23 protein-coding genes are annotated in these 22,047 nt (G+C 61.7%); 10 read left to right on the top strand and 13 right to left on the bottom strand.

What is annotated here, in order from left to right:
- Positions 1 to 117 precede the first annotated feature (117 nt).
- The 4 genes from speB to N4R57_19255 form a co-directional block, all read right to left on the bottom strand.
- Positions 118 to 1,080, bottom strand: a complete 963-nt coding sequence (gene speB, locus N4R57_19240) for an agmatinase (protein ID UYV37073.1) — start codon at positions 1,078 to 1,080, stop codon at positions 118 to 120.
- Positions 1,077 to 1,940, bottom strand: a complete 864-nt coding sequence (locus N4R57_19245; GenBank protein UYV37074.1) for an NlpC/P60 family protein — start codon at positions 1,938 to 1,940, stop codon at positions 1,077 to 1,079. Before N4R57_19245 ends, speB begins: the two co-directional genes overlap by 4 nt.
- Positions 1,937 to 3,322: a leucyl aminopeptidase family protein gene (locus N4R57_19250; protein UYV37075.1), complete on the bottom strand. Its 1,386-nt coding sequence runs from the start codon at positions 3,320 to 3,322 to the stop codon at positions 1,937 to 1,939. The genes N4R57_19245 and N4R57_19250 overlap by 4 nt, the downstream gene beginning before the upstream one ends.
- Before the next feature lie 160 nt (positions 3,323 to 3,482).
- Positions 3,483 to 3,863 carry a hypothetical protein gene (locus N4R57_19255; protein ID UYV37076.1) on the bottom strand — a complete coding sequence of 127 codons (381 nt, stop codon included), beginning with the start codon at positions 3,861 to 3,863 and terminating at the stop codon, positions 3,483 to 3,485.
- Positions 3,864 to 4,030: 167 nt separating this feature from the next.
- On the opposite strand from N4R57_19255, the gene N4R57_19260 reads away from it, so the two are divergent.
- On the top strand, positions 4,031 to 4,678 hold the full coding sequence (locus N4R57_19260) for a carbonic anhydrase (GenBank protein UYV37077.1): 648 nt from the start codon (positions 4,031 to 4,033) through the stop codon (positions 4,676 to 4,678).
- A 71-nt stretch (positions 4,679 to 4,749) separates the two neighbouring features.
- Positions 4,750 to 5,283, top strand: a complete 534-nt coding sequence (locus N4R57_19265) for an SRPBCC family protein (protein ID UYV37078.1) — start codon at positions 4,750 to 4,752, stop codon at positions 5,281 to 5,283.
- A 44-nt stretch (positions 5,284 to 5,327) separates the two neighbouring features.
- On the opposite strand, the gene N4R57_19270 is transcribed toward N4R57_19265, so the two are convergent.
- The 9 genes from N4R57_19270 to N4R57_19310 form a co-directional block, all read right to left on the bottom strand.
- Positions 5,328 to 6,605, bottom strand: a complete 1,278-nt coding sequence (locus tag N4R57_19270) for a DUF4139 domain-containing protein (protein ID UYV37079.1) — start codon at positions 6,603 to 6,605, stop codon at positions 5,328 to 5,330.
- A complete protein-coding gene (locus N4R57_19275; GenBank protein UYV37080.1) occupies positions 6,527 to 6,964 on the bottom strand; it encodes a DUF4140 domain-containing protein in 438 nt (145 codons plus the stop codon). The genes N4R57_19270 and N4R57_19275 overlap by 79 nt, the downstream gene beginning before the upstream one ends.
- Positions 6,965 to 7,168: 204 nt before the next feature.
- The gene (locus N4R57_19280) at positions 7,169 to 7,444 is read right to left on the bottom strand and encodes a phosphate acyltransferase (protein UYV37081.1); all 276 of its coding nucleotides are present in this window, start codon (positions 7,442 to 7,444) and stop codon (positions 7,169 to 7,171) included.
- Positions 7,402 to 8,022, bottom strand: a complete 621-nt coding sequence (locus N4R57_19285) for a phosphate acyltransferase (GenBank protein ID UYV37082.1) — start codon at positions 8,020 to 8,022, stop codon at positions 7,402 to 7,404. Before N4R57_19285 ends, N4R57_19280 begins: the two co-directional genes overlap by 43 nt.
- A gap of 70 nt (positions 8,023 to 8,092) precedes the next feature.
- Positions 8,093 to 8,740: a phosphoglycolate phosphatase gene (gene gph / locus N4R57_19290; protein UYV37083.1), complete on the bottom strand. Its 648-nt coding sequence runs from the start codon at positions 8,738 to 8,740 to the stop codon at positions 8,093 to 8,095.
- A gap of 70 nt (positions 8,741 to 8,810) precedes the next feature.
- Positions 8,811 to 9,503 carry a ribulose-phosphate 3-epimerase gene (rpe, locus tag N4R57_19295; GenBank protein UYV37084.1) on the bottom strand — a complete coding sequence of 231 codons (693 nt, stop codon included), beginning with the start codon at positions 9,501 to 9,503 and terminating at the stop codon, positions 8,811 to 8,813.
- A 59-nt stretch (positions 9,504 to 9,562) separates the two neighbouring features.
- Positions 9,563 to 10,618: a fructose-bisphosphate aldolase class II gene (fba, locus tag N4R57_19300; GenBank protein ID UYV37085.1), complete on the bottom strand. Its 1,056-nt coding sequence runs from the start codon at positions 10,616 to 10,618 to the stop codon at positions 9,563 to 9,565.
- Positions 10,619 to 10,773: 155 nt separating this feature from the next.
- Positions 10,774 to 11,739 (bottom strand): class 1 fructose-bisphosphatase, encoded by a 966-nt coding sequence (locus tag N4R57_19305; GenBank protein UYV37086.1) that lies wholly within the window; start codon positions 11,737 to 11,739, stop codon positions 10,774 to 10,776.
- A 424-nt stretch (positions 11,740 to 12,163) separates the two neighbouring features.
- Positions 12,164 to 13,132: an NADPH:quinone oxidoreductase family protein gene (locus N4R57_19310; GenBank protein UYV37087.1), complete on the bottom strand. Its 969-nt coding sequence runs from the start codon at positions 13,130 to 13,132 to the stop codon at positions 12,164 to 12,166.
- Between the two features lie 274 nt (positions 13,133 to 13,406).
- Here N4R57_19310 and N4R57_19315 point away from each other — a divergent pair, with 274 nt between their 5' ends.
- From N4R57_19315 to N4R57_19350, 8 genes are all read left to right on the top strand, one after another.
- Positions 13,407 to 15,038 carry a long-chain fatty acid--CoA ligase gene (locus N4R57_19315; protein UYV37088.1) on the top strand — a complete coding sequence of 544 codons (1,632 nt, stop codon included), beginning with the start codon at positions 13,407 to 13,409 and terminating at the stop codon, positions 15,036 to 15,038.
- A 95-nt stretch (positions 15,039 to 15,133) separates the two neighbouring features.
- On the top strand, positions 15,134 to 15,946 hold the full coding sequence (locus N4R57_19320) for a hypothetical protein (GenBank protein ID UYV37089.1): 813 nt from the start codon (positions 15,134 to 15,136) through the stop codon (positions 15,944 to 15,946).
- 202 nt (positions 15,947 to 16,148) lie between these two features.
- Positions 16,149 to 17,327 carry an acyl-CoA dehydrogenase family protein gene (locus N4R57_19325; GenBank protein UYV37090.1) on the top strand — a complete coding sequence of 393 codons (1,179 nt, stop codon included), beginning with the start codon at positions 16,149 to 16,151 and terminating at the stop codon, positions 17,325 to 17,327.
- A gap of 12 nt (positions 17,328 to 17,339) precedes the next feature.
- A complete protein-coding gene (locus tag N4R57_19330) occupies positions 17,340 to 18,467 on the top strand; it encodes an acyl-CoA/acyl-ACP dehydrogenase (GenBank protein UYV37091.1) in 1,128 nt (375 codons plus the stop codon).
- A 133-nt stretch (positions 18,468 to 18,600) separates the two neighbouring features.
- On the top strand, positions 18,601 to 19,416 hold the full coding sequence (locus N4R57_19335; protein UYV39622.1) for an SDR family NAD(P)-dependent oxidoreductase: 816 nt from the start codon (positions 18,601 to 18,603) through the stop codon (positions 19,414 to 19,416).
- 6 nt (positions 19,417 to 19,422) lie between these two features.
- Positions 19,423 to 19,890 (top strand): MaoC family dehydratase, encoded by a 468-nt coding sequence (locus tag N4R57_19340; protein UYV37092.1) that lies wholly within the window; start codon positions 19,423 to 19,425, stop codon positions 19,888 to 19,890.
- Positions 19,887 to 20,819 (top strand): SDR family NAD(P)-dependent oxidoreductase, encoded by a 933-nt coding sequence (locus tag N4R57_19345; protein UYV37093.1) that lies wholly within the window; start codon positions 19,887 to 19,889, stop codon positions 20,817 to 20,819. Before N4R57_19340 ends, N4R57_19345 begins: the two co-directional genes overlap by 4 nt.
- A 5-nt stretch (positions 20,820 to 20,824) precedes the next feature.
- The gene (locus N4R57_19350) at positions 20,825 to 22,027 is read left to right on the top strand and encodes an acetyl-CoA C-acyltransferase (protein ID UYV37094.1); all 1,203 of its coding nucleotides are present in this window, start codon (positions 20,825 to 20,827) and stop codon (positions 22,025 to 22,027) included.
- The last annotated feature ends 20 nt before the right edge of the window (positions 22,028 to 22,047 follow it).

The raw sequence follows: 22,047 nt of genomic DNA on the forward strand, positions 1-22,047 counted from the left end.
CTCATTCCGCAGCTTCAAAGAGCGCGACAAGCATCCTTTCCAGCGCAGGGTGGGTGGGCATAGAGTATGGCTCGCCCCAAACGCGCGGTGTCGTGGGAGCGCTGGAAAGGATGCGGCCTAGGTTGTGAGCGATCCCGCCATTTGGCACATAAGTTCGAACATGATCGACACGCCAAGGAACGCGGTTCCGCCCGAGGTGTCGAAAGGCGGCGATACTTCGACAAGGTCCGCTCCGACGATATTCACACCTGCCAGCCCGCGCACCACCTGAAGGGCTTGAAAGCTGTTCGGGCCGCCGACTTCGGGCGTGCCGGTGCCGGGTGCAAACGTCGGGTCAACGAAGTCTATGTCATAGGACACATAGGTTTTGCCCGACCCGACGATTTCACGTGCTTCGCCCATAACGTCCTCAACGCCACGCGCGTGAAACTCTTCGATCGGGATGATCCTGATGCCGACAGATGCCGCGAAATCCATGTCCTCGCGATCATACATCGTGCCCCTGATACCGATCTGCACCACGCGTTTCGGATCAAGCAGACCTTCTTCGACGGCACGGCGGAACGGGGTGCCATGCGTGTACATCGTGCCGCCGAAATAGGAATGGTAGAGATCTGTGTGGCTGTCAAAATGCACCATGCCCACCGGCGCTTTGCTTGCGACAGCGCGCAGAACCGGAAGTGATGTCAGGTGATCGCCTCCCGCTGTCATGGGCACGATCCCGGCGGCCAGAACCTCGTTATAGAACGCGGTGATCCGCTCCATCGTTTCCGGGATATCCGCCGGGTTCGGCCCGACATCGCCGAGGTCTGCGCAATTCACAGCTTCGAACGGGCGCATTCCGCTCACCGGATGTTGCGCGCGGATCATGGTCGAGGCATCGCGCAATTGGCGCGGGCCATGGCGCGGGCCGGGGCGGTTGGTTGTCCCGCTGTCCCACGGCACCCCGATCAGGCCGATTTGCACCTCGTCAAACCGCGCCTCCCCCGGTGCAACATGTGGAAGCCGCATAAATGTTGGCACCCCGGCAAACCGGGGCAGCTCAAAGCCGCTTACGGGCTGAAAAAACGCGTCGTTCATCGCAAAACTCCCAATCGTTTGCGGGCCGTCACCGGCCCATCGCCCTGTTCTATGATCCGGGCGATTGCCGCGCCCATATCTTCATAGGCCACGGCCATATGGTGCGCATTGGCATGCAGCAGCGTCACCTCATCCACGACCCAGGCCACATGCCCTTTCCAGAACAGCAAATCACCACGCGCTGGCGTGCGATCACCAAGGGCTTCGCCCAGCGCGCCCTCCTGCAAGTCGCTGTCACCGGGACAGGCCACACCGCAAGCACGGCACGCCGCCTGCACCAGACCCGAGCAATCAATCCCGAGCGCGCTATCGCCGCCCCAAACATATGGCGTGCCCAGAAACCTTTCGGCCACCGCCACGGGATCGGCCTCATGCGCCGCGACGGGCCGCAAATGCGAAGCCGGCACAAACCGCCCATCATCCGTCTCGGCCCAGCGCCCGTGCACGCCCATAACCCGCACCATCGCGCCAAGGCTGAGCGGAAAATGCTCCTCCTGCGTTTTGAAGTCCGGCGCGCCCAGAGCATAGGTCATGCGCGTCTGCACCACATGACTCGCCGCACCCTTTGCTTCAGCCAACACCGACGCGTCGAAATACCCGACGTAACCGTTGCCAAGAGCATAGCCAAAGACGCGCTCGCCCTCATCCGGTTCACCCTCCAGAACGCAAACGGTTTGCCCGTAAAGAAGCTCCCGCTCCCGCCGCCCTTCAGCGCTCCAAATCGTCGCTGACGGGGCAATAACCTGCATCCACTCCCCATCGGTAAAACGCTCGGCCTCAACCATACCTTTGAGCGAACTATGCGCCACCGCGCCGTTGCTCCGCAAAAGGCGGCGATCCCTCGGGGCCTGTTCGCTCACAGCGCCAACACCTCTGGCAGCGCCTCAAGGATCGCACGTGCACCCATGCCGACACCCCCCTTGGGGCGGCCCGGCGCGGCGCTCGGCTGCCAGCCATAAATGTCAAAATGGGTGTAACGGGCCTCGTCTCCGGCAAACCGGCGCAAGAACAGCGCCGCAGTGATCGACCCGGCAAAGCCCCCCTTTGGCGCGTTATCAAGATCGGCGATCCCCGGCTCGATCATCTTCTCATAAGGCTCCCAGAATGGCATCCGCCACACCGGATCACCCACCGTCTGTGCACCGGCTGAAATCGCGCTCACCACATCATCATCATCGCTGTAAAACGGTGCAAGGTCCGGCCCCACGGCCACCCGCGCCGCGCCGGTCAACGTCGCCATCGAGATCATCAGATCCGGCGCGTCTTCGGCCCCAAAGGTCAGCGCATCGGCCAGAACCAACCGCCCCTCTGCGTCGGTATTGTTGATCTCAACCGACAGCCCCTTGCGGCTGGGCAGGATGTCACCGGGGCGCATCGCGTTGCTGCTCACCGAATTCTCGACCGCCGGGATCAGAACCCGCAACTTCAAGGGCAGCTCAAGCGCCATGATCATCCGCGCAAGGCCCAACACCGTCGCCGCGCCGCCCATGTCCTTCTTCATCAACCCCATCGACGCGCCCGGCTTCAGGTTCAAGCCGCCCGTGTCAAAACACACGCCCTTTCCCACCAACGTCAGGCTCGGCCCGGCCGCGCCCCAACGCAGATCAATCAAGCGTGGATCTTCGGCGGCGGCGCGGCCCACCGCATGGATCATGGGAAAACTCTGCTCGATCAATGCCTCGCCCCGGATCACATCAATCTCTGCCCCGAACTCCCCGGCCAGATCGACAACCGCCGCTTCCAAGGCGACCGGCCCCATGTCGTTGGCGGGCGTATTGATCAGATCGCGGGTCAGCGCCTCACCCGCCGCAATCGCTTCGATCCGCACGGCATCCACAGCATCCGGCGCCACCAGCTGCGCCTTGATCCCGCTCGCCTTGGCATAGGTGTCAAACGCATAGCCCGCCAACAGCCAGCCAAGCACTTCTTGGCCAAGCATGTCACCGCTCAGATCACTGTGAAGCCGGTAAACGCCCTCGGGAAGCTTCGCCGCCGCAGCAGCAAGGTGAAACCGCCCCCGCTTGCGGGCCTTTTCGTCGCCATAACCGGCCAGCGCCGCTTCGGGCGCGCCGCTTTCCCCCGGAATAACCAACGCCTGGCCCAGCTTGGCCTCGAACCCGGCGCTCTTCACCCATTGTGCCACCCGCTCCGGCTGGCCTTCCAGCCACGGTTCAATCGCTGCGGCCTCAAGCAGGGTCAACGGGATCACCGCATCGCTTTCCTCGGCAAATTTCATCGGCATTGGCGCGTCTCCCGGTTAAGGCCATTCGCGCCACAGCCTATCCCTTCCCGCGCCACCTGCAACCCCGACAAACGGGTTTCTCAACCATCTTTCAACCACCTTAAAGCACCGTCAGCCGCGCCAACGGTGGTGCAGTCTCGCTCACCCCTGCGCGCCCGGTTCAGATCGACAAATCCTGCAACTCCCAGATCTCGGTCAGCGACCGTTCTCCGATCCGCACCAATCGCGCCAAAACAGCGGCAAGCGCGATCTCATCACCGCTCTCGATACATTCGGTCACCTGCTTGGCCACGCGGGCCAACATCAGCATGCCGATCTGCTCGGAAATCGCTGCGATTGACCGCGCCGTTTTGTGCATATCCGCACGCCGCCCCTCACGATAAAGCCGCTCGCTCTGCGCCAACTTCACGGCAAGCTCCTCCATCGCGCGGCACACGATGTCTTCGGCGCTCACATCGCCCAACTGCGCATACAGCGCCTCAAGCTTGTCAGCATCCACGCGCACGGCCTCGCTCTGCGCCAGAATTGTTACGTTCTTCACGGTCTTACCCTTTCAAATCTCACCCCCACGGCTTGGCACGACCATACACATGAACATCTTCTCAAATGGTTGAGGTCGGCTCGCATTTTCTCTCGAATTCTTCGTGAATTATGACTATCTATGCCCGAATGCGATTACCCCCGAACTCGAATAACAACGGAGCGACAATGCAAAACGCCAAGCCATTGCCCAAGTATCTTGTTCAACGCTTCCACGGCTGGAAGGCGACCACCTATGCCGATAACGCAAGCTGGTATCACCGCCTCGCCGACGAAGGGCAACATCCCCGCGCGATGGTGATCTCCTGCTGTGACAGCCGTGTGCATGTCACCTCGATCTTCGGCGCGGACATGGGAGAGTTCTTCCTGCATCGCAACATCGCCAACCTCGTTCCGGCCTATAAACCCGACGGGCAACAGCACGGCACATCCGCGGCCATCGAATACGCGGTGACCGCGCTCAAGGTGGCGCATGTGATCGTGCTTGGCCATTCAAGCTGCGGCGGTGTTCAGGGCTGTCTTGACATGTGCTCCGGCAATGCCCCCGAACTCGAAGAAAAATCGAGCTTCGTCGGCCGCTGGATGGACATTCTGCGCCCCGGTTATGATCGGATCAAAGACCTGCCCACCGAAGAACAGGCCGACGCCCTTGAAAAAGAGGCGGTGCTGGTCTCGCTCGAAAACCTGATGACCTTTCCGTTTGTCGCCGAAGCGGTGCAATCCGGGCGCATGTCGCTGCACGGTCTCTGGCACGAAATCGGCGAAGGTCAGGTTGCGCAGTATCTGCCTCAAACGGGCGAGTTTCAGCCGATCTAACCCCCGCGCCTTAGGGCAGGCACCACACCGTGATAGCTTTTGTCGTGTGTTTCCAGCGCAAAGGCCCGATCATGCTGTTTCTCAGACGTGCCGCCACCCTGCTTCTAGCCCTTGTTTTGCTACTGGTCGTCGTGGCCTACCTCTTGCCGCGCAACGTGCATGTGGTGCGCGCGATCCCGATCGACGCGCCGCCCGAAACGGTGTTTCCATTCGTCAACTCGCTCAAAGAAGGGGTGAAATGGTCGCCCTGGCTCAGCCGCGATCCCAATACAACGCTCGCGTTTTCTGGCCCAGAAAGCGGCGTTGGCAATGCTCTGGAATGGACCTCCCGCGACCCACAGGTCAGCACGGGCAAACAGGTTATCACAAAAAGCACCCCCAACAGCCATGTAACGACAGCGCTTGATTTTGGCGATATGGGCTTGGCCACGGCCCGCTTCACCTTGACCCCCGCAGGCACCGGCACCCTGATCAGCTGGCGTTTTGACGCCGATATGGGGCGCAACCCGCTATCGCGTTGGATGGGCCTGATGATGGACCGCTGGGTTGGCGACGATTTCGAACAGGGTCTCGCCAACCTCAAGACGCTGATCGAAAACCGCTGACACCGCGCCCCGGGTTTAACCCCGGGGCCACGCTCTCGTGCGCCTTAGCGCAGCTCTTTGTTGTCCGGCCACTCGATGCTGTAATCCAAGGTGATCTTGGTGCTTTGACCTGCCTCCAACACGCTCTCCCATGCCATCACCCCTTTCAGGTCATCAACATCGGTGTTGCTTGGACGCGGCTTGGCGTTCCATGTGATCACAAGATCCTCCTGCTCCGAGTATGGCACCTGATCCAGCACCCGCAGCGGCCATGCTTCGCCGGTCAGGTTCTCGACCCCGATCACCACCTTGTCCTTGATCTGGTTCGAACGGCTCAAGACGCCGTAATCGCCCTCTTGCCGGTCCCTGATCCGGGTCAGGCGCAAGCCTTCGATCGCCCCGAAAGGCAGCCGCGCCTCCGCCCCTGCGGGGATCACCGCATCGCTGCTGCGCTGGCCTATAAAGGCCCCATCCCGGTACAATTGCGTTGACGCGCTCGGAAGGATCAACTCGCCGGAATTATTGGTGAATTCCGCCATCAAAAAGGCGCTCTGATCCCGTTTGGGCACCGCCACAGCGGTGATCTTCGCATCAAAGCTAAGGTCGCCCAAAGCCACCCGAACCGTATCCGCCGACGACGTCAGATCCAGCGTGCTCGGATAGCGATATGTCACGCTCAGCCCGTCGAAATTTGCCGCCGCCTCTTCCACAACCGCCGGCTCCGGCAGCGGCGCCATCATGCCACCGACCATCGCGTCCCCCTCCGGCGTGGAGCGCAGCACTTTGCGTTTCGGCGTCGGGGCCGGGTCTTCGATCCGCCTGCGTTCGGGCCAAAGCTGCCCCGGCTCGACCGCCCCCTGCGGCGCGTTGGTCGACATGGTCAACGCCACGCCGGTCCAGTTCTCACCGGTGTTCTGACGCACCAATGCCCCGCGCTTCAAGGTCAGCTTTCCGCCCTTCCGGTCGAGATAGGCATCATACACCGGCGCCCATCCCGCCCGTCGGTCATAATAGGTGATCTCCAGCATCCCCTGCATCGCCGCCTCGCCGCTCACGGCGACCGACACAAGGTTGCGCATCCCTTCTTGCGGGACCAAAGCCTGCCACGCCGCGCGCGCCTTCTCCAACTCTTCGCGCAGGTCCTTGATCTCGCGATCAACCACGCGCGCTGCGGCCTCGGCCTTGACCCCGGCCTGCCGCGCAATCAACGTCTCTTCGCCGATCATACGCGCAATATTGCGAAGATCGTCCACGCTCGCGCCGCTCATCGCCTTGCCATCCCCCAACTGCCGCAGAAAAGCGATGCGCGTGTCCGCCGCCTCTCTCCCGGCGCGAATGGCCACGGCTTCGTCCTCCTTGGCCTGCACCGCCTTGAAGAGGGCCCCTCCCACGCGATCCGCGCCGCCTTCTGCGCGTCGGTTTCGCGGCTGTCCGCTGGCGGCACGAAATCATCGCGCAGCTTCACCGCGCCCATTGCCGCCCCTGTCACCTTGACGCGCACGGTCTCCATCGGCGTGCCTTCGGGCAGGTCAATCAACTGCAAGACATGGCCGCCAGCCGGGGCCTCAAACGGCACCATCCGCACGATTTTGGCACCTTGCGGGTAAAGCGTCACATCGCTGACCCGGCTCGACAACATGATATCATCAGCCAGCGCAAAACTGGGAAAGAACGCAAGGACAAGGGGTAAGGCACGCATCATCAAAATCTCCAAGTTGTTCAATGCCCCGATCAAACCGCAAGCACTGCGGAATGAAAAGGCACATAAACTCAGACGTGCGCCAATGGGCGATCCTTGGCCGCGCTACGAAAAAAATGATGCACTAGCGGAAAAACCTGAATTTGTGCGCCAAGAGAGAGCCCAAAGACGGTGAACGCATGCGCACGACCGCCCGATCTCGCCCCGTCAGACCATTCCAATGGTCACCGCCGTTGCGGCCACAATATCATCCACGCTCGTGCCGCGGCTCAGATCACACACCGGCTTGGCAAACCCCTGCAGGATCGGCCCCAACGCCTGTGCGCCGCCCAACTCCTGACAGAGCTTATAAGCGATATTGCCTGAATCGAGATCGGGAAAGATCAGCACATTTGCCGCCGTCGCTCCGGCGATCCCCTTCTTTTGCGCAATCACAGGGTTCAACGCCGCATCCGCCTGCAACGGCCCTGCGAAGCCCGCCAATTCTGCCGCCTGCCGCACCAGATCAACGCGCCCCCCGCGCCGCTTGACCCGGTCGAAAAAGACAACATTGCCACGTTTGCCTGCCCCAACAACACTTTGGCCGTCCGCTCCGATGCTCGTGCAATATCGCTCAGCGCAACAGCATCAGGGTCTACGTTCACCGCGCAATCGGCGAACAGCAATTCGCGCCCGTCCGGGAACAACATCAAGAAAAACGACGATGGCACCGATACCCCGTCGGCCAATCCAATCGCCATGGCCGCCGCTTCGATCACGCGCCGCGTCGGGCTGTCCGCTCCGGCGACCATCGCGTCGGCCTCGCCTGCGGCGACCATCGCTGCGGCTTGATACAGCGGCTTCTTCAACAGCCGCCGCGCCATCGCCTCCTTCATCCCGCGGGCTTCGACCAGAACGGCAACCTGCGCCTCGCTGACCTCTCCAAGGGCAAGAACCTCGCAAATGCCTTCGCCCGTCAGCCGCCTCGCCGCCTCGGCCACGCGCGCATCAGCCAACTCGGGAAAGACCACCCGCGCCTGCTTGGCCTTCGCCGCAGCAACCTGTCTTTCGATAAACCCCATGGGTGCCCCTCCTGCCCCGGCAAAAGGCCCGAAAACGCGCAATAGCGTCAAGCGTTATCAGTCAGCACAATCAACCCGCGCGCGCCACGATCCCCGGCAATTCGGCGAACTCCGAGAACACAAACTGATGTGGCAAATCCTCAACCTCGGCCTTGCGATAGCCCAGCGTAAACAGGGCAAACGGCACCTGCGCCGCCGCCGCAGTCGCCGCGTCCACTTCGCTGTCACCCACGAACAGCCCGCTATGCGCGCCCATCGCCGCAAACACGGCGCGCAATGGCTCCGGGTCCGGCTTCTTCACCGACAAGCTGTCGCCACCCAAAACAGCCGGGAAATACCGCGCGAGGTTCAATTCGTCCAACACCTGCCGCGCCGCCGTTTCCGGCTTGTTGGTGCAAATGCCCAACGCATGCCCCTCGGCTTGCAGCCGGTCCAGCGCGTCGAACACGCCGGGATAGACCCGCGTCAAAGCCGTGCTCGCCTCTTCGTAATAGCCAAGGGTGATCCGGCTCAACTCATCATGCCGGGCCATGTCGATGCCTCGTGCGTCCATCGCCCGCGCCACCAAAGTTGGCAATCCATTCCCGACAAACGAGATGACCGTGCTCAGGGTCAATGGCTCCGCCCCGGCCCCCACCAACATCCGATTGGTCGCGGCATGAATATCGGGCGCAGAATCAATCAGCGTGCCATCCAGATCGAAAACAACTGCGCTCATAAAGCATCCCTCGCTTGTCCGGCGGCAAACACCTCACCCACGCGGCCACCTGTCATCGCGGCCAAACGGCCTAGCGCGCCGCGTCCGCCGCAGCGGCTCGAATGGCCTGGATGTTCTCGCCATATGGCGCGGGGTTCGCAACCGATCCGCCTTTGAACACCGCTGATCCCGCCACCAATACATCCGCTCCGGCCGCAGCCACCAAGGGTGCCGTCTGTGGCGTCACACCGCCGTCGATCTGAATGTGGATCGGCCTGTCGCCGATCATGTCGCGGATCTTGCGGGTTTTCTCGACACCCGAATGGATGAACTTCTGACCGCCGAAACCGGGGTTCACGGTCATCACCAACACCATGTCACACAGGTCCAGAACGTCGGCAATCGCCTCGGCCGGGGTGCCGGGGTTCAACGCCACGCCCGCCATCTTTCCGGTCGCCTTGATTGCCTGAAGGGTGCGGTGAATATGCGGCCCCGCCTCGATATGGGCGGTGATCATATCCGCGCCCGCTTCGGCATAGGCGTCGATATAGGGGTCCACCGGCGCAATCATCAGGTGAACATCCATAAAGGTCTTCACATGCGGGCGGAACGCTTTGACGGCGGGCGGTCCAAAGGTCAGGTTCGGCACGAAATGCCCGTCCATCACATCGACATGAACCCAATCCGCTCCCTGCGCTTCAATCGCCTGAATTTCTTCTCCGAAATTCGCGAAATCCGCGCTCAGGATTGACGGCGCGATCTTGATAGACCGGTCAAAACTCATCTCAACGTCCTTCTATGTCTCAACGCGCTTCTTACAGGGCAATCACCCCGTCAGCCCGCTCACGGATCAAGCGACCCATCGGCATACCGCTTCGCCATTTCATCAAGGTCAATCGGCTTCAACTTGCCCGCATTGCCCGCCGTTCCAAACCGCTCAAAACGGTCTTCGCACAGCGCTTGCATCGCGTCCATCGCCGGGATCATGAACTTGCGTGGATCAAATTCCGACGGCTTCTCCTTGGCAATCTTGCGCCAAGTGCCGGTGATCGCCATGCGGTTGTCCGTGTCGATATTCACCTTGCGCACACCCGACTTGATGCCGCGCTCGATTTCCTCGACCGGCACACCATAGGTCTGCGACATATCTCCGCCATGCTCGTTGATCAGATCCTGAAGGTACTGCGGCACGCTCGACGAACCATGCATCACCAAATGAACATTCGGGATCTTGGCGTGAATCTCTTCAATCCGCTTGATGGCCAGCGTTTCACCTGTCGGCTTTTTCGAAAACTTATAGGCGCCGTGGCTGGTGCCACAGGCAATCGCCAGCGCATCCACCTTGGTCAGCGCGACAAACTCCTTGGCTTCGTCCGGGTCCGTCAAAAGCTGATCTTCGCTCAACTTGCCCACCGCGCCCGAGCCGTCCTCTTCGGCGGCCTGACCGGTTTCAAGCGAGCCCAGAACACCCAACTCGCCCTCGACGCTGGCACCAACCCAATGCGCCATCTGGCTCACGCGGTCGGTGATCGCCACGTTGTAATCCCAATCCGCGGGCGTCTTCATGTCGGCCTCAAGCGAGCCATCCATCATCACGCTGGTAAACCCGTGCTTGATCGCGCTCAAACAAGTCTGCTCGTTGTTGCCGTGATCCTGATGCATGCACAGCGGAATATCGGGATACATCTCGCTCAGCGCCTGAATCATATGCTTGAGCATAATATCCCCGGCATAGCCACGCGCGCCGCGGCTGGCTTGCATGATGACGGGCGAATTCGTCTTCTCCGCCGCCCGCATGATCGCAAGGCCCTGCTCCATGTTGTTGATGTTGAACGCCGGCACGCCATAGTCGTTTTCGGCGGCGTGATCGAGGAGTTGTCGAAGCGTAATCAGGGCCATCATGAATTCCTTACATCCAAAGTCGTGCCACGCGCGCCCGTGAATCGGCAGCCACAGCACCAAAACGTTTCATGCGCTACGGCTTAACGCCTAAGAAACGACGCCGCCACCGCCAATCCCGCTTCCCCGCGCGATGTTAGCGCAAAAATATGGGCTCAGCCGTTTTCTTTTGCGTGATAGGCCGCCACGTCTTCGACCAAGGTCTTGCTGCCGAAAACCAGCGGAATTCGCGCATGAAGCCGTTCCGCCTCGGCGTCCAGAACCGGGCGCTGCCCATCGGTCGCCAGCCCACCGGCCTGCTCGATCAAAAAGGCAATCGGCGCGCATTCATACACCATCCGCAACCGCCCCATTTCATAGCCGGGCCGCGCGTCACCGGGATACAGAAACACGCCCCCCCGCGTCAAAATCCGATGCGCCTCGGCGACAAGGCTGCCAACCCAGCGCATGTTGTAATTCTCGCCCTTGGGTCCGGTTTCGCCGGCAAGACACGCAGCGATGAACCCCTGCACCGGCGGGGTCCAATGGCGCTGGTTCGAGGCGTTGATGGCAAATTCCTTGGCCTTGGCCGGAATATCAATCGCCGCGTCGGTCAAGACAAACTCGCCGCTCTGCGGATCCATGGTGAACATCATGGTGCCGTCGCCAAAAGTCACCACCAGCGCCGTCGCCGGTCCATAGACAACATAACCACCCGCGACCTGTTCCCGTGCTGGGCGCAGGAAGCTTTTCTCCGGGTCGTCAACCGCCTCGAAAATCGAGAAAATCGTGCCGATCGAGACATTCACATCAATGTTCGACGACCCGTCCAGCGGGTCAATCGCCAAGGCATATTTGCCCGACGGATTCAGCTCCAGAACCTCTTCCTGTTCTTCGCTGGCATACCACCGCACATCACCCTCGCGCAGCTTTGCTTCAAACATCTCATCCGCCATGACATCCAGCGCCTTTTGCTGGTCACCATCGCTATTCTCGTCACCCATGACAGCACCCAGCGCCCCGGCAAGCGGCCCCTTGGCAATAATCGCCGCCACGTCGCGCGAAACCTCGCACAATGCTTCAATGACAGGGGCGAGCGGTGCAGGAAGCTTGGTCTTGTCGATGATCTGGCCGGTGGACATTGCGTGTTCTCCATTTCCCTCGCGCGGATGCGATGCGCGAAACCTGCTGGGCTTATAGGATTTCATCACGCCAAGTTCCACCACTGCGATGAGAAAATACCACGCAAAGCACAGCGCCCTAAATCAGGCTTTGCGCCGCCTGTCGGCGTCGCCGGGGGCCTCGCTTCGCTCGGCCAGACGCTCAATTCTCAAACGTCGCTTACCATTTCAGGGGGTGGAGAGTTCTGAACCGCTGGGACATGGGTATTTTTGCCATTAAAGAAACACGCTTCCGAGAAAAAGGACCGGCAGCTTTTATCTTTTCCAATAGACGCAAATCCAAGCTTTCTCCTTCGCGCCCGTCAAGCCAAGGCGGCGCAACCTCCTGCCAAACTCGGGAACGGTTGGCAGGAGGCGCTTGATTACCAAGGGTGGTCAGCGCGTATCAGGGGACGAGCACAATTTTCCCGGTCGCACCGCGGCCCAAAATGCGCTTGAGCACCTTCGCCGCGTCAGCGAGCGGGTAGCGGCCCTCAATCAGCGGCGTGATCTGACCGTCTGCGTACCAGCCGAACAGCTCTTTCATGTTGTCGGCATAGACCTGCGGTTCGTGCATTGTGAAGTTCCCCCAGAACACGCCCACAACTGCGTATTCCTTGACCAGCGCAAGGTTCACCGGGAATTTCGGGATATCGCCCCCGGCAAAACCGATCACCAGCAAGCGGCCATTCCGGGCCATGAACCGGCTCGCGGCATCGAACGCCTCGCCGCCGACCACGTCATAGACCACATCCGCGCCCTTGCCCCCGGTCAGCTTCTTCACGTCCTCGCGCAGGTTGTCATAGCCGATCGCCTCATCCGCGCCGCTATCGAGCGCCAGTTTGCGCTTTTCGTCTGATGAAGCGACCGCGATCACCTTGGCGCCCATGATCTTGCCGATCTGCACAGCGGCAATCCCCGTGGCACCGGCCGCGCCGTACACCACCAGCGTTTCACCGGCCTTCAGGTCGCCGCGCTGCTTCAGCGCGTGGTGCGATGTGCCATAGGCCACCATCATCGCACAGGCGTCCGCCGGGTCCATTGCATCGGGCATGGCAAACGCCTGCGCCGCCTGCACCGCGACCTTTTCGGCATAACCACCCAACGAGGTGCGCGCCGCCACGCGATCACCCGCCTTGAACCCATCAACGCCTTCGCCAACGGCAGCAACCACGCCCGCCACTTCCATGCCCGGCGTGAACGGCGTCGGTGGTTTCAGCTGATAAAGCCCCTGCACAAGCAACCCATCGGGGTAATTCACGCCCGAGGCTTCGATGTCGATCACGATCTGCCCCTTACCCGGCTCCGGGTCGGGCAGCTCGCCAACGACCAAATCTTCCAACGGGCCGAATTCACTACAGATGATGGCTTTCATGTCTCTCTCCCTAAAAATGTTTCGAATTACCCCTGACACAGGCCTAATTCGAAACATTTTGTCGGCGCGCCCTCGGCCTGATGCCTTGATCCATGCCGTGGTCCAGTGTGCAGCCTAGGCTCCCCTTGCCCCGCCCCGCAAGGCCCGTCGTCCGCTTGTGCCGGAACGTCACTTCATGACGGCCGGTAAGGCGCATGCCTTTCCCCTTCCCATCCCCCCGCCCTTCGGCTTAGGCTCTGCGCCTGAAAGACATTCTTGGGAGAGAGGAACAGCCATGCTTGGCATGATGATGCAACGTCCGCTGCTGATCAGCGATATCATCACTTACGCGGCAGAAATGCACCCCAACGGGGAGATCGTTTCCGCCCGAACCGAAGGCGACATTCACCGCCAGACTTATGCCCAGACGGGCAAGCGCGTGGCACAGCTGGCCAACGCTCTGCGGGCCCGTGGCATCAGGACCGGTGACCGGGTCGCCACGCTCGCTTGGAACGGATACCGCCACTTCGAGCTCTATTATGCCGTGTCGGGCATTGGCGCGGTTTGCCATACGATCAACCCGCGCCTCTCGGCCGAGCAGATGATCTATATCGTGAACCACGCCGAGGATCAGGTGATCTTTGTCGACACCACCTTTGTGCCGATTCTTGAAGCGGTGAAAGACCACCTGCCGGCTGGCCTGACCTATGTCATCATGACCGATCGCGCGCATATGCCCGAGAATACGCTCGACGCGCTGTGCTACGAAGAGCTGCTCAGCGACCAGCCAGAGAGCATCGACTGGCCCGCGCTCGACGAAAACACCGCTGCTGGCCTTTGCTATACATCCGGCACCACCGGCAACCCCAAGGGCGCGCTCTATTCCAACCGCTCGACGGTTCTGCACGCGCTCTATGTTGCGATGGCGCTTGGCACGACCCTCCCGCAAGAGGCGAAAATCCTGCCGGTTGTGCCGCTGTTCCACGTAAACGCTTGGGGCTTGCCGTATTTTGCACCGCTGATGGGGCATTCGCTTATTATGCCGGGTGGCGCGCTCGATGGGCCCTCCCTGTGGAAGCTGATGGACAGCGAAGGCGTCGATTCGGCTTGGGGCGTGCCCACCGTCTGGCTCGGTCTCATGGCCGAGATCAACGCACAGGGGCGCAAACCCAACAAGTTCGGCCATGTGGTCATCGGTGGCTCCGCCGCGCCACGCTCCATGATCGAAGATTTCGAGAAACAGGACGTCGCCGTGGTGCACGCTTGGGGGATGACCGAAATGTCGCCCATCGGCACCCATGGCACCATGCCGAACTGGGTCGAAGAAAAGCCCTTTGATACCAAGGTCGACTACAAGGCGCTGCAGGGCCGTCGCGTCTTTGGCGTCGACCTCAAGATCGTTGACGAAGAGGGCAACCGCCTTCCCCATGATGGCGAAGCAGTGGGCGAATTGTTCGTGCGCGGCAATGCCGTCGTTTCGGGCTACTTCAACAACGAAGAAGCCACCAAAGGCGCAATCGACGCCGATGGCTGGTTCGGCACCGGCGATGTCGCCCTGATCACCCCCGAAGGCTTCCTCAGCATTCAGGACCGCGCCAAGGACCTTGTGAAATCGGGCGGCGAGTGGATCTCCTCGATCGACCTTGAAAACGCGGCCATGGCGCATCCGGCGATTGCAAATGCCGCCGTCATCGCCGTGCCACACCCGAAATGGGATGAACGCCCGGTGCTCTTTGCCGTGCCCGCCGGGGCGGACCGCCCGTCGCTCGCCGAGGTGCAAACCACCATGGAAGAGCATTTCGCCAAGTGGCAGATGCCTGATGACCTGATCTGGGTGGACGAATTGCCACTGACCGCAACGGGCAAAGTGTCCAAGCTGACCCTGCGCAAGGGGCTTGGCGATTACACGTTGCCTGATCAACGGTGACACCAATTAATTGGCAAGGAAGCGCCCAATAATTGCCTGAAAGCAAACGCAACTTGCCCCTTGAACCCGTCAACGAACCAAAAGGGGCAAGTTGCATGACAGCTCGCATTCGCAAAACACTTCTCGCAACCGGACTGTTGCTGTCTACTCTGGCCGCGCCGCTCAACGCGCAGTCCTACGAGGAAATGGGCAGCCAGATCCTCGCCAAGATCGACGCGCACCCGCAAAAGGTGCGGATCGAATCCGCGCATACCTTCAACAACTCCATCGCCGGCCGCATCAACGCACGAGTGTCCGCCTCGCAGAACCTTTCGATGCTGAACGCCTTTTTCATGCAGAACGATGTCGATGGCACCCCCGGCTTGACCTCCGGCGACGGCGACATCCTGTCGGAACGCAACATGGCCGCCATGCGGGCGCGCGAACTGTCCCGCATGTGGATGCAAGACCTCAACGGTGACTTTCAGATTACCGAGGCCGAGATGGAACGCTACTTCAGCTACGACGCCCGCAAACCGATCCGCTCCGGCGGCATCTATCTTGCCCCGACCAAAGAGCAGGTCGCCCATATTCTGGACAAGAAGATCGAAGACGCCATGAAGGCCGACCTCAACGGTGACCGCGTGCTAACGGGCGAAGAGCTGGTCGCGGCCTTTGAGACGAAGATGCAAGATCGCAACTTCCGCGTCCGCCTACGCAACCGCAACAAGCTGTTCCCGCAACCGGACTTGCTCGACCTCGACGGGGATCAATCCGTCTCGCTGACCGAGTTCAGCGATTATGCGACCCTGATCGTCGGCCTGATGGATCTCAACGACGACGATGCCATCTCGCGCGAAGAACAGCGCGCGATGCGCTATGCCATGCAGCAAATTGCCCGCGACATTCGTCGCCGGAATCAGGACTGATCCGCGGCAACCCGCACTGCTTTTCACAACAAATCAAGGCGCCCTTCCCCGATGGGGGAGGGCGCTCTGGCTTGCCCCCCTCGCGAACACCTTCCCCGCCCCCTTCCAAACGCCACGGCACTTCGCCAAATGACGCACCGTCAGAGCCCGCGCCCCCTTGCGCCGGACCCCGATTCCAGTGTGCTTTTGAGCGACCGATGCGATGGGAGGAGCAACCGTGTCCGAGTCACTGGAGGATTTCCGCACCGAAATTGCGGAATGGATCGCTACGAATTTGCCACAAGAGCTGCGCGGAACCCCGCAAAGCGAAGACAGCATCTGCTGGGGTGGGAAGCGTTGGCAGTTCAAATCAGACGCCCAACGCCAATGGCTGGAGCGTTGCCACGCCCGCGGCCTGACCTGTGCACGCTGGCCCACCAATGTGGGTGGCGGCGGCATGTCACGCGGCCAAGAGAAAATCTTGCGCGATGAAATGGCCAAAGCCGGGGCGCCCTCGCCGCTGGAATCCTTCGGCATCTGGATGCTTGGCCCCGCCTTGCTCAAATTCGGCACCGAAGAGCAGAAGCAAGCGCATCTGCCCGACATCACCGCCGGTAAAATCCGCTGGTGTCAGGGCTATTCCGAACCCGGCGCCGGGTCTGACCTCGCCAGCGTGCAAACCCGCGCCGAGGACATGGGCGATCACTGGCTGGTCAACGGCCAAAAGATCTGGACCTCCTACGCCGACAAGGCCGACAAGATCTTCGCCCTCGTGCGTACCGACCGGGACGCGCCCAAACATCTGGGCATTTCCTTCATGTTGATCGACATGGAAAGCGAAGGCGTCAGCACCAAGCCGATCCGCCTGATCTCGGGTGCGTCGCCCTTCTGTGAAACCTTCTTTGACAATGTCAAAGTGCCCAAGGAAGGCGCCATCGTCGGCGAACAGAACCGCGGCTGGGACGTGGCCAAATATCTTCTGACGCACGAACGCGAGATGATCGGCGGCGGCGGTGGCGGGCTCACCGCTGGCAGCACCCTGATCGACATGATCGGCACGCTGGACCCCACCGCAGCAAGCGATCCGGTGCTCCGCGCCGAGGCGATGGAACTCGAAGTCGATGCCATGGCGTTTTCGCTCACCATGGAGCGTTACAAGGACATGGCCGAAGGCGGCAGCGGCGTCGGCCATGCCTCCGCCATGCTGAAATACTACGGTACCGAGCTGAACAAGCGGCGTCAGGAACTCCTCATGTCCGCCAAAGGCTCAGAGGCGCTCGATTGGGAAGAAGGCCAAGCCGCGGACTGGCTCCGCTCCAAGGCCAACTCGATCGAAGGTGGCACCTCCGAAGTGATGCTCGACATCATTTCGAAACGTGTCCTCGACCTGCCCTCGAAATAAGGAACGCCGCCAATGGAAAAACTGTTCGATACCGAAGACGAAACCATGCTGCGCGACGCCGCGCGCGGGTTTCTCGATGAATTCGCACCGCTCTCGGTGTTCCGCAAGAACCGCGATGCCAGCCGTGATTACGATCCGGCGCTCTGGGCCGAAATGGCGCAAATGGGCTGGGCCGGGGTGATGGTCCCCGAAGCCAACGGTGGCGCCGATATGGGCCACCGCGCCGCCGGCATCCTCTGCGAAGAAATGGGCAAGACGCTGGCCGCCTCGCCCTTCATCTCTTCCGCCGTGATCGCCGCCAACACGCTGCGCGCCTCCGCGTCGGACCACCTCGCCGCCATCGCCGCAGGCGAGGCGACCTATGCGCTCGCCATCGACGAAGGCGCCAAGCATAGCCCCAACGCCACGGCCCTCGCCGCACGCGCCGACGGCAATGCCTTCCGCCTGTCGGGCCGCAAAACCTTTGTCGCCGACGGCTCCGCCGCCTCGCGCTTGTTGGTTCTGGCGCGCACCTCCGGCGCGCCGGGCGATGCACAGGGGCTGACCCTGTTTGACATCGACGCCGCCCGCGCCGGGCTTGAGATCGACCCGACGCAAAGCATCGACGCACGCGATTTCGCCCGCATCGACTTTAACGATGTCAACGCCACCGGCGACGATGTGGTCGGCGATGTTGACAACGGCCTCGCCGCGCTCGCCCCCGGCCTGCGCGCCGGACAGGCGGCGCTGGCGGCCGAGCTTTCGGGCCTCAGCACCGGGATCGCCGCCATGACCCTCGGCTACCTGAAAGAGCGCAAACAGTTCGACCGCACCATCGGCAGCTTTCAGGCGCTGCAACACCGCGCCGCGCATCTCTTTGCGGAAATCGAAGTGACCGCCTCGGCCATCGCCGCCGCCGGTCGCACGCTGGATGCCGACGCAGATGCCGATGCGGCACAGGTGTCGGTCAGCCTCGCCAAGGCCCGCGCCACCCAAACCGCCAAACTGGCGGTGATGGAAGGTGTGCAAATGCACGGCGGGATCGGCATGACCGATGAATACGACGCCGGCTTCTTTATGAAACGCGCGCGTGTCGGCGCGGAATGGCTCGGTGACTACGGCCACCACGCCGCCATCGTCGCCGCCTCGCGCGGGCTCTGAGGCCATGCTCATCGGCCCCGCTCCCTATCTCACCCCGTCCCGGGCGCGCCCCGGGGACCTCTGCTCCATAGCCAAGAGGCCTCGGATCAACCCCGAGGCGGGAAACCCCGAAAGGAACCATTTGATGACCAACATGACCCCTTCCGCCCTGTTTGACCTGACAGGCAAAACCGCCCTCGTCACCGGCGGTGCAACCGGCATCGGCCGCATGGCCACCGAAGGCCTCGCCGCCGCTGGCGCGCGCGTCCTGATCTGCTCGCGCAAAGCCGACGCCTGCGAAGCTGTCGCCGCCGAAATCAACGCCCTCGGCCTGCACGGCAAAGTCGAAGGCTTTGGCGGTGATGTCGCCACCGAGGAAGGGATCGACGCCATCGTCGCCGAAGTCTCTAGCCGCACCGACAAGCTCCACATCCTGATGAACAATGCCGGCCGCACATGGGGCGCCTCTCTTGGCGAACACCCTTACGAGGCGTGGGACAAGCTGCTCACACTCAACGTGCAGGGCATGTTCCACCTCACCCAGCAACTCTTGCCGCTGCTCAAATCCGCCGCCAGCGCCGATGATCCGGCCCGCGTGGTCAATGTCGGCTCGGTCATGGGCGACATTCCCAAAGGCACACAAACCTATTCCTATGCCGTCTCCAAAGGCGCGGTGCACCACATGACCCGCGTGCTCTCCAACGACCTCGCCAGCGAATACATCACCGTCAACGCCATCGCGCCGGGGCCGTTCGTGTCAAAAATGACCGCCTTCGCCATCGGCACCAAAGAAGGCCAGGACGAAACCGCCAAGGGCGTGCCCGTAGGCCGCGTTGGCCGCCCCGAGGACATCGCCGGCGCTCTGCAATATCTCTGCGGACGCGGCGGCTCTTATCTCTCCGGCGCCATCCTCCCGCTCTCCGGCGGGATGCAAAGCGTTGCCGCTGGCAGCCTCTTCAATCTGGAGTAAACGGACATGAGCAAAACCCTCACACTCGACGAAATGCGCGCCCTTGTCGGCAAGGAAATGGGCGTGTCCAGCTGGTTCGAAATCGACCAAAAGCGTATCGACGCCTTTGCCGATGTGACCGAGGATTGGCAATTCATCCATGTCGACCCGGACGCGGCGGCGAAAACCCCCTTCGGCACCACCATCGCGCATGGCTTCCTGACGCTTTCGATGCTCTCGGCGATGGTCTATGAAATGCCGGTGCTCGACGGGGTGGTGATGGGCGTGAACTATGGCTTTGACAAAGTCCGCTTCCTGTCGCCCGTGCCTGCCGGTTCGCGCATCCGCGCCCGCTTCGTGCTCAGCGAACTTGACGAAAGCAAACCCGGTTTCGTCACCTCCTATACGGCTGTTACAGTCGAAATCGAAGGCCATGACAAACCCGCCCTCGCCGCCGACTGGATCGGGCGGCGCTATTTCGGAGAAACCGCATGACAGAAGTTCGTTTTGATGGCCGCGTCGCCATTGTCACCGGCGCAGGCGTGGGTCTGGGCCGCTCGCACGCGCTCGGCCTCGCGGCGCGCGGGGCCAAGGTTGTGGTCAATGACCTCGGCGCATCGCGCGACGGGTCCGGCGGCTCTTCGGACGCCGCCAATGCCGTGGTCAAGGAAATCCGCGATGCGGGTGGCCACGCCATCGCCAACGGTGCCAATGTCGCCAACGCCGAACAGGTACAGGCGATGGTGGACGAGGCGATCGCCGAATTCGGCCATGTCGACATCTTGGTGAACAACGCCGGTATCCTGCGTGACAAAACCTTCGCCAAGATGAGCCTCGAAGACTTCGCCGTGGTGATGGACGTCCACCTCACCGGTAGCGTCAATTGCACCCACGCGCTCTGGCGCCACATGCTCGAACGTGAATACGGCCGCATCGTGCTGACCACGTCGGCATCGGGCATCTATGGCAACTTCGGACAGTCGAACTACGGCGCGGCGAAATCCGCCATGCTCGGCCTGATGAACGTCTTGCACCAGGAAGGCAGCCGTAAAAACGTGCATATCAACATGCTCGCCCCCACCGCCGCCACCCGCATGACAGAAGAGCTGTTGCCCCCCGAGGTGCTGCCGCTTCTCAAACCGGAAACCATCACGCCGGGCCTTCTCGCGCTGGTCAGCGAGGACGCGCCGTCCAAGATGATCCTCGGTGCGGGCGGTGGCTGTTTTGCGGAAACCAAAATCTATGAAACCGCCGGTGTTGCTTTGGGCGATGACGAACTCACCCCCGAAGCGGTGCTTGCCAATTTCGACCGTATCCGCGACCCCGAAGGCCAAACGCTTATGCCGGGCGCTTTCGACCAGACCAATAAATACATCCAAATGGCTGCCAAACTGCGCGGCATCCCCCTCGACAAAAAGGACTAACTCCAATGCGTGACGCACTTATCGTTTCCACCGCCCGCACCCCGATCGGCAAAGCCTATCGCGGCGCGTTCAACGCCACCTCGGCACAAACCCTGATCGGCCATGCGATTTCCAACGCCGTGTCGCGCGCCGGGCTCGACGGCTCCGAGATTTCCGACTGCCTCGTCGGCACCGCGATCCAACAAGGCTCCACCGGCGGCAACATCGCCCGTCAGGGTGCCATCCGCGCGGGCCTTCCCGTGACGGTCGCAGGCATGTCGATGGACCGCCAATGTGCCTCGGGCATGATGGCGATTGCCACGGCCGCCAAACAGGTCGTGCATGACGGCATGGATATCGCCATCGGCGGCGGCGTCGAATCCATCTCGCTGGTCCAGAACGAGAAAATGCGCGTCGATCACATGGCCGACAAATGGATCAAAGAGCACAAGCCCGAGCTCTACATGACCATGCTCGAGACGGCTGAAATCGTCGCTGAGCGTTATGGCGTGAGCCGCGAAGATCAGGACGCCTATGCGCTCCAGTCCCAGCAACGCACCGCCGCCGCTCAGGAAGCGGGCAAATTCAACGACGAGATCGTGCCCCTGACCACCCAAATGGGCGTCATGGACAAGGAAACCAAAGAGATTTCCTTCCACGAAGTCACGCTTGAAAAAGACGAAGGCAACCGCCCCTCGACCACGCTGGAAAACCTGCAAGCGCTGAACCCCGTGTTCAAGGGCGGCCAGTCGGTGAAAGAAGGCAAGTTCATCACCGCCGGCAACGCCTCGCAACTCTCCGACGGGGCCTCCGCCGCGGTGGTCATGGAAGCCAAAGAAGCGGAAAAGCGCGGCCTCGCCCCGCTGGGCCGCTACGTTGGCGTCATGGCCGCAGGGTGCGAGCCTGATGAAATGGGCATCGGCCCGATCTACGCCGTGCCAAAACTGCTCGAAGCGCACGGGCTCAAGATGGATGACATCGGCCTCTGGGAGCTGAACGAAGCCTTCGCGTCGCAAGTGCTGCAATCCCAACGCGTGCTTGGCATCCCGGGTGAGATCCTCAACGTCAACGGCGGCGCAATCTCGGTCGGCCACCCCTACGGCATGTCCGGTGCCCGCATGGTCGGCCACGCGCTGATCGAAGGCAAACGCCGCGGTGCGAAATACGTGGTCTGCACCATGTGTGTCGGCGGCGGCATGGGTGCCGCAGGCCTTTTCGAAGTCCTCTGATCGTCGCATGGGTGGGGTGA

This window comes from Rhodobacteraceae bacterium D3-12, assembly GCA_025916135.1.
GTDB lineage: Bacteria > Pseudomonadota > Alphaproteobacteria > Rhodobacterales > Rhodobacteraceae > JAKGBX01.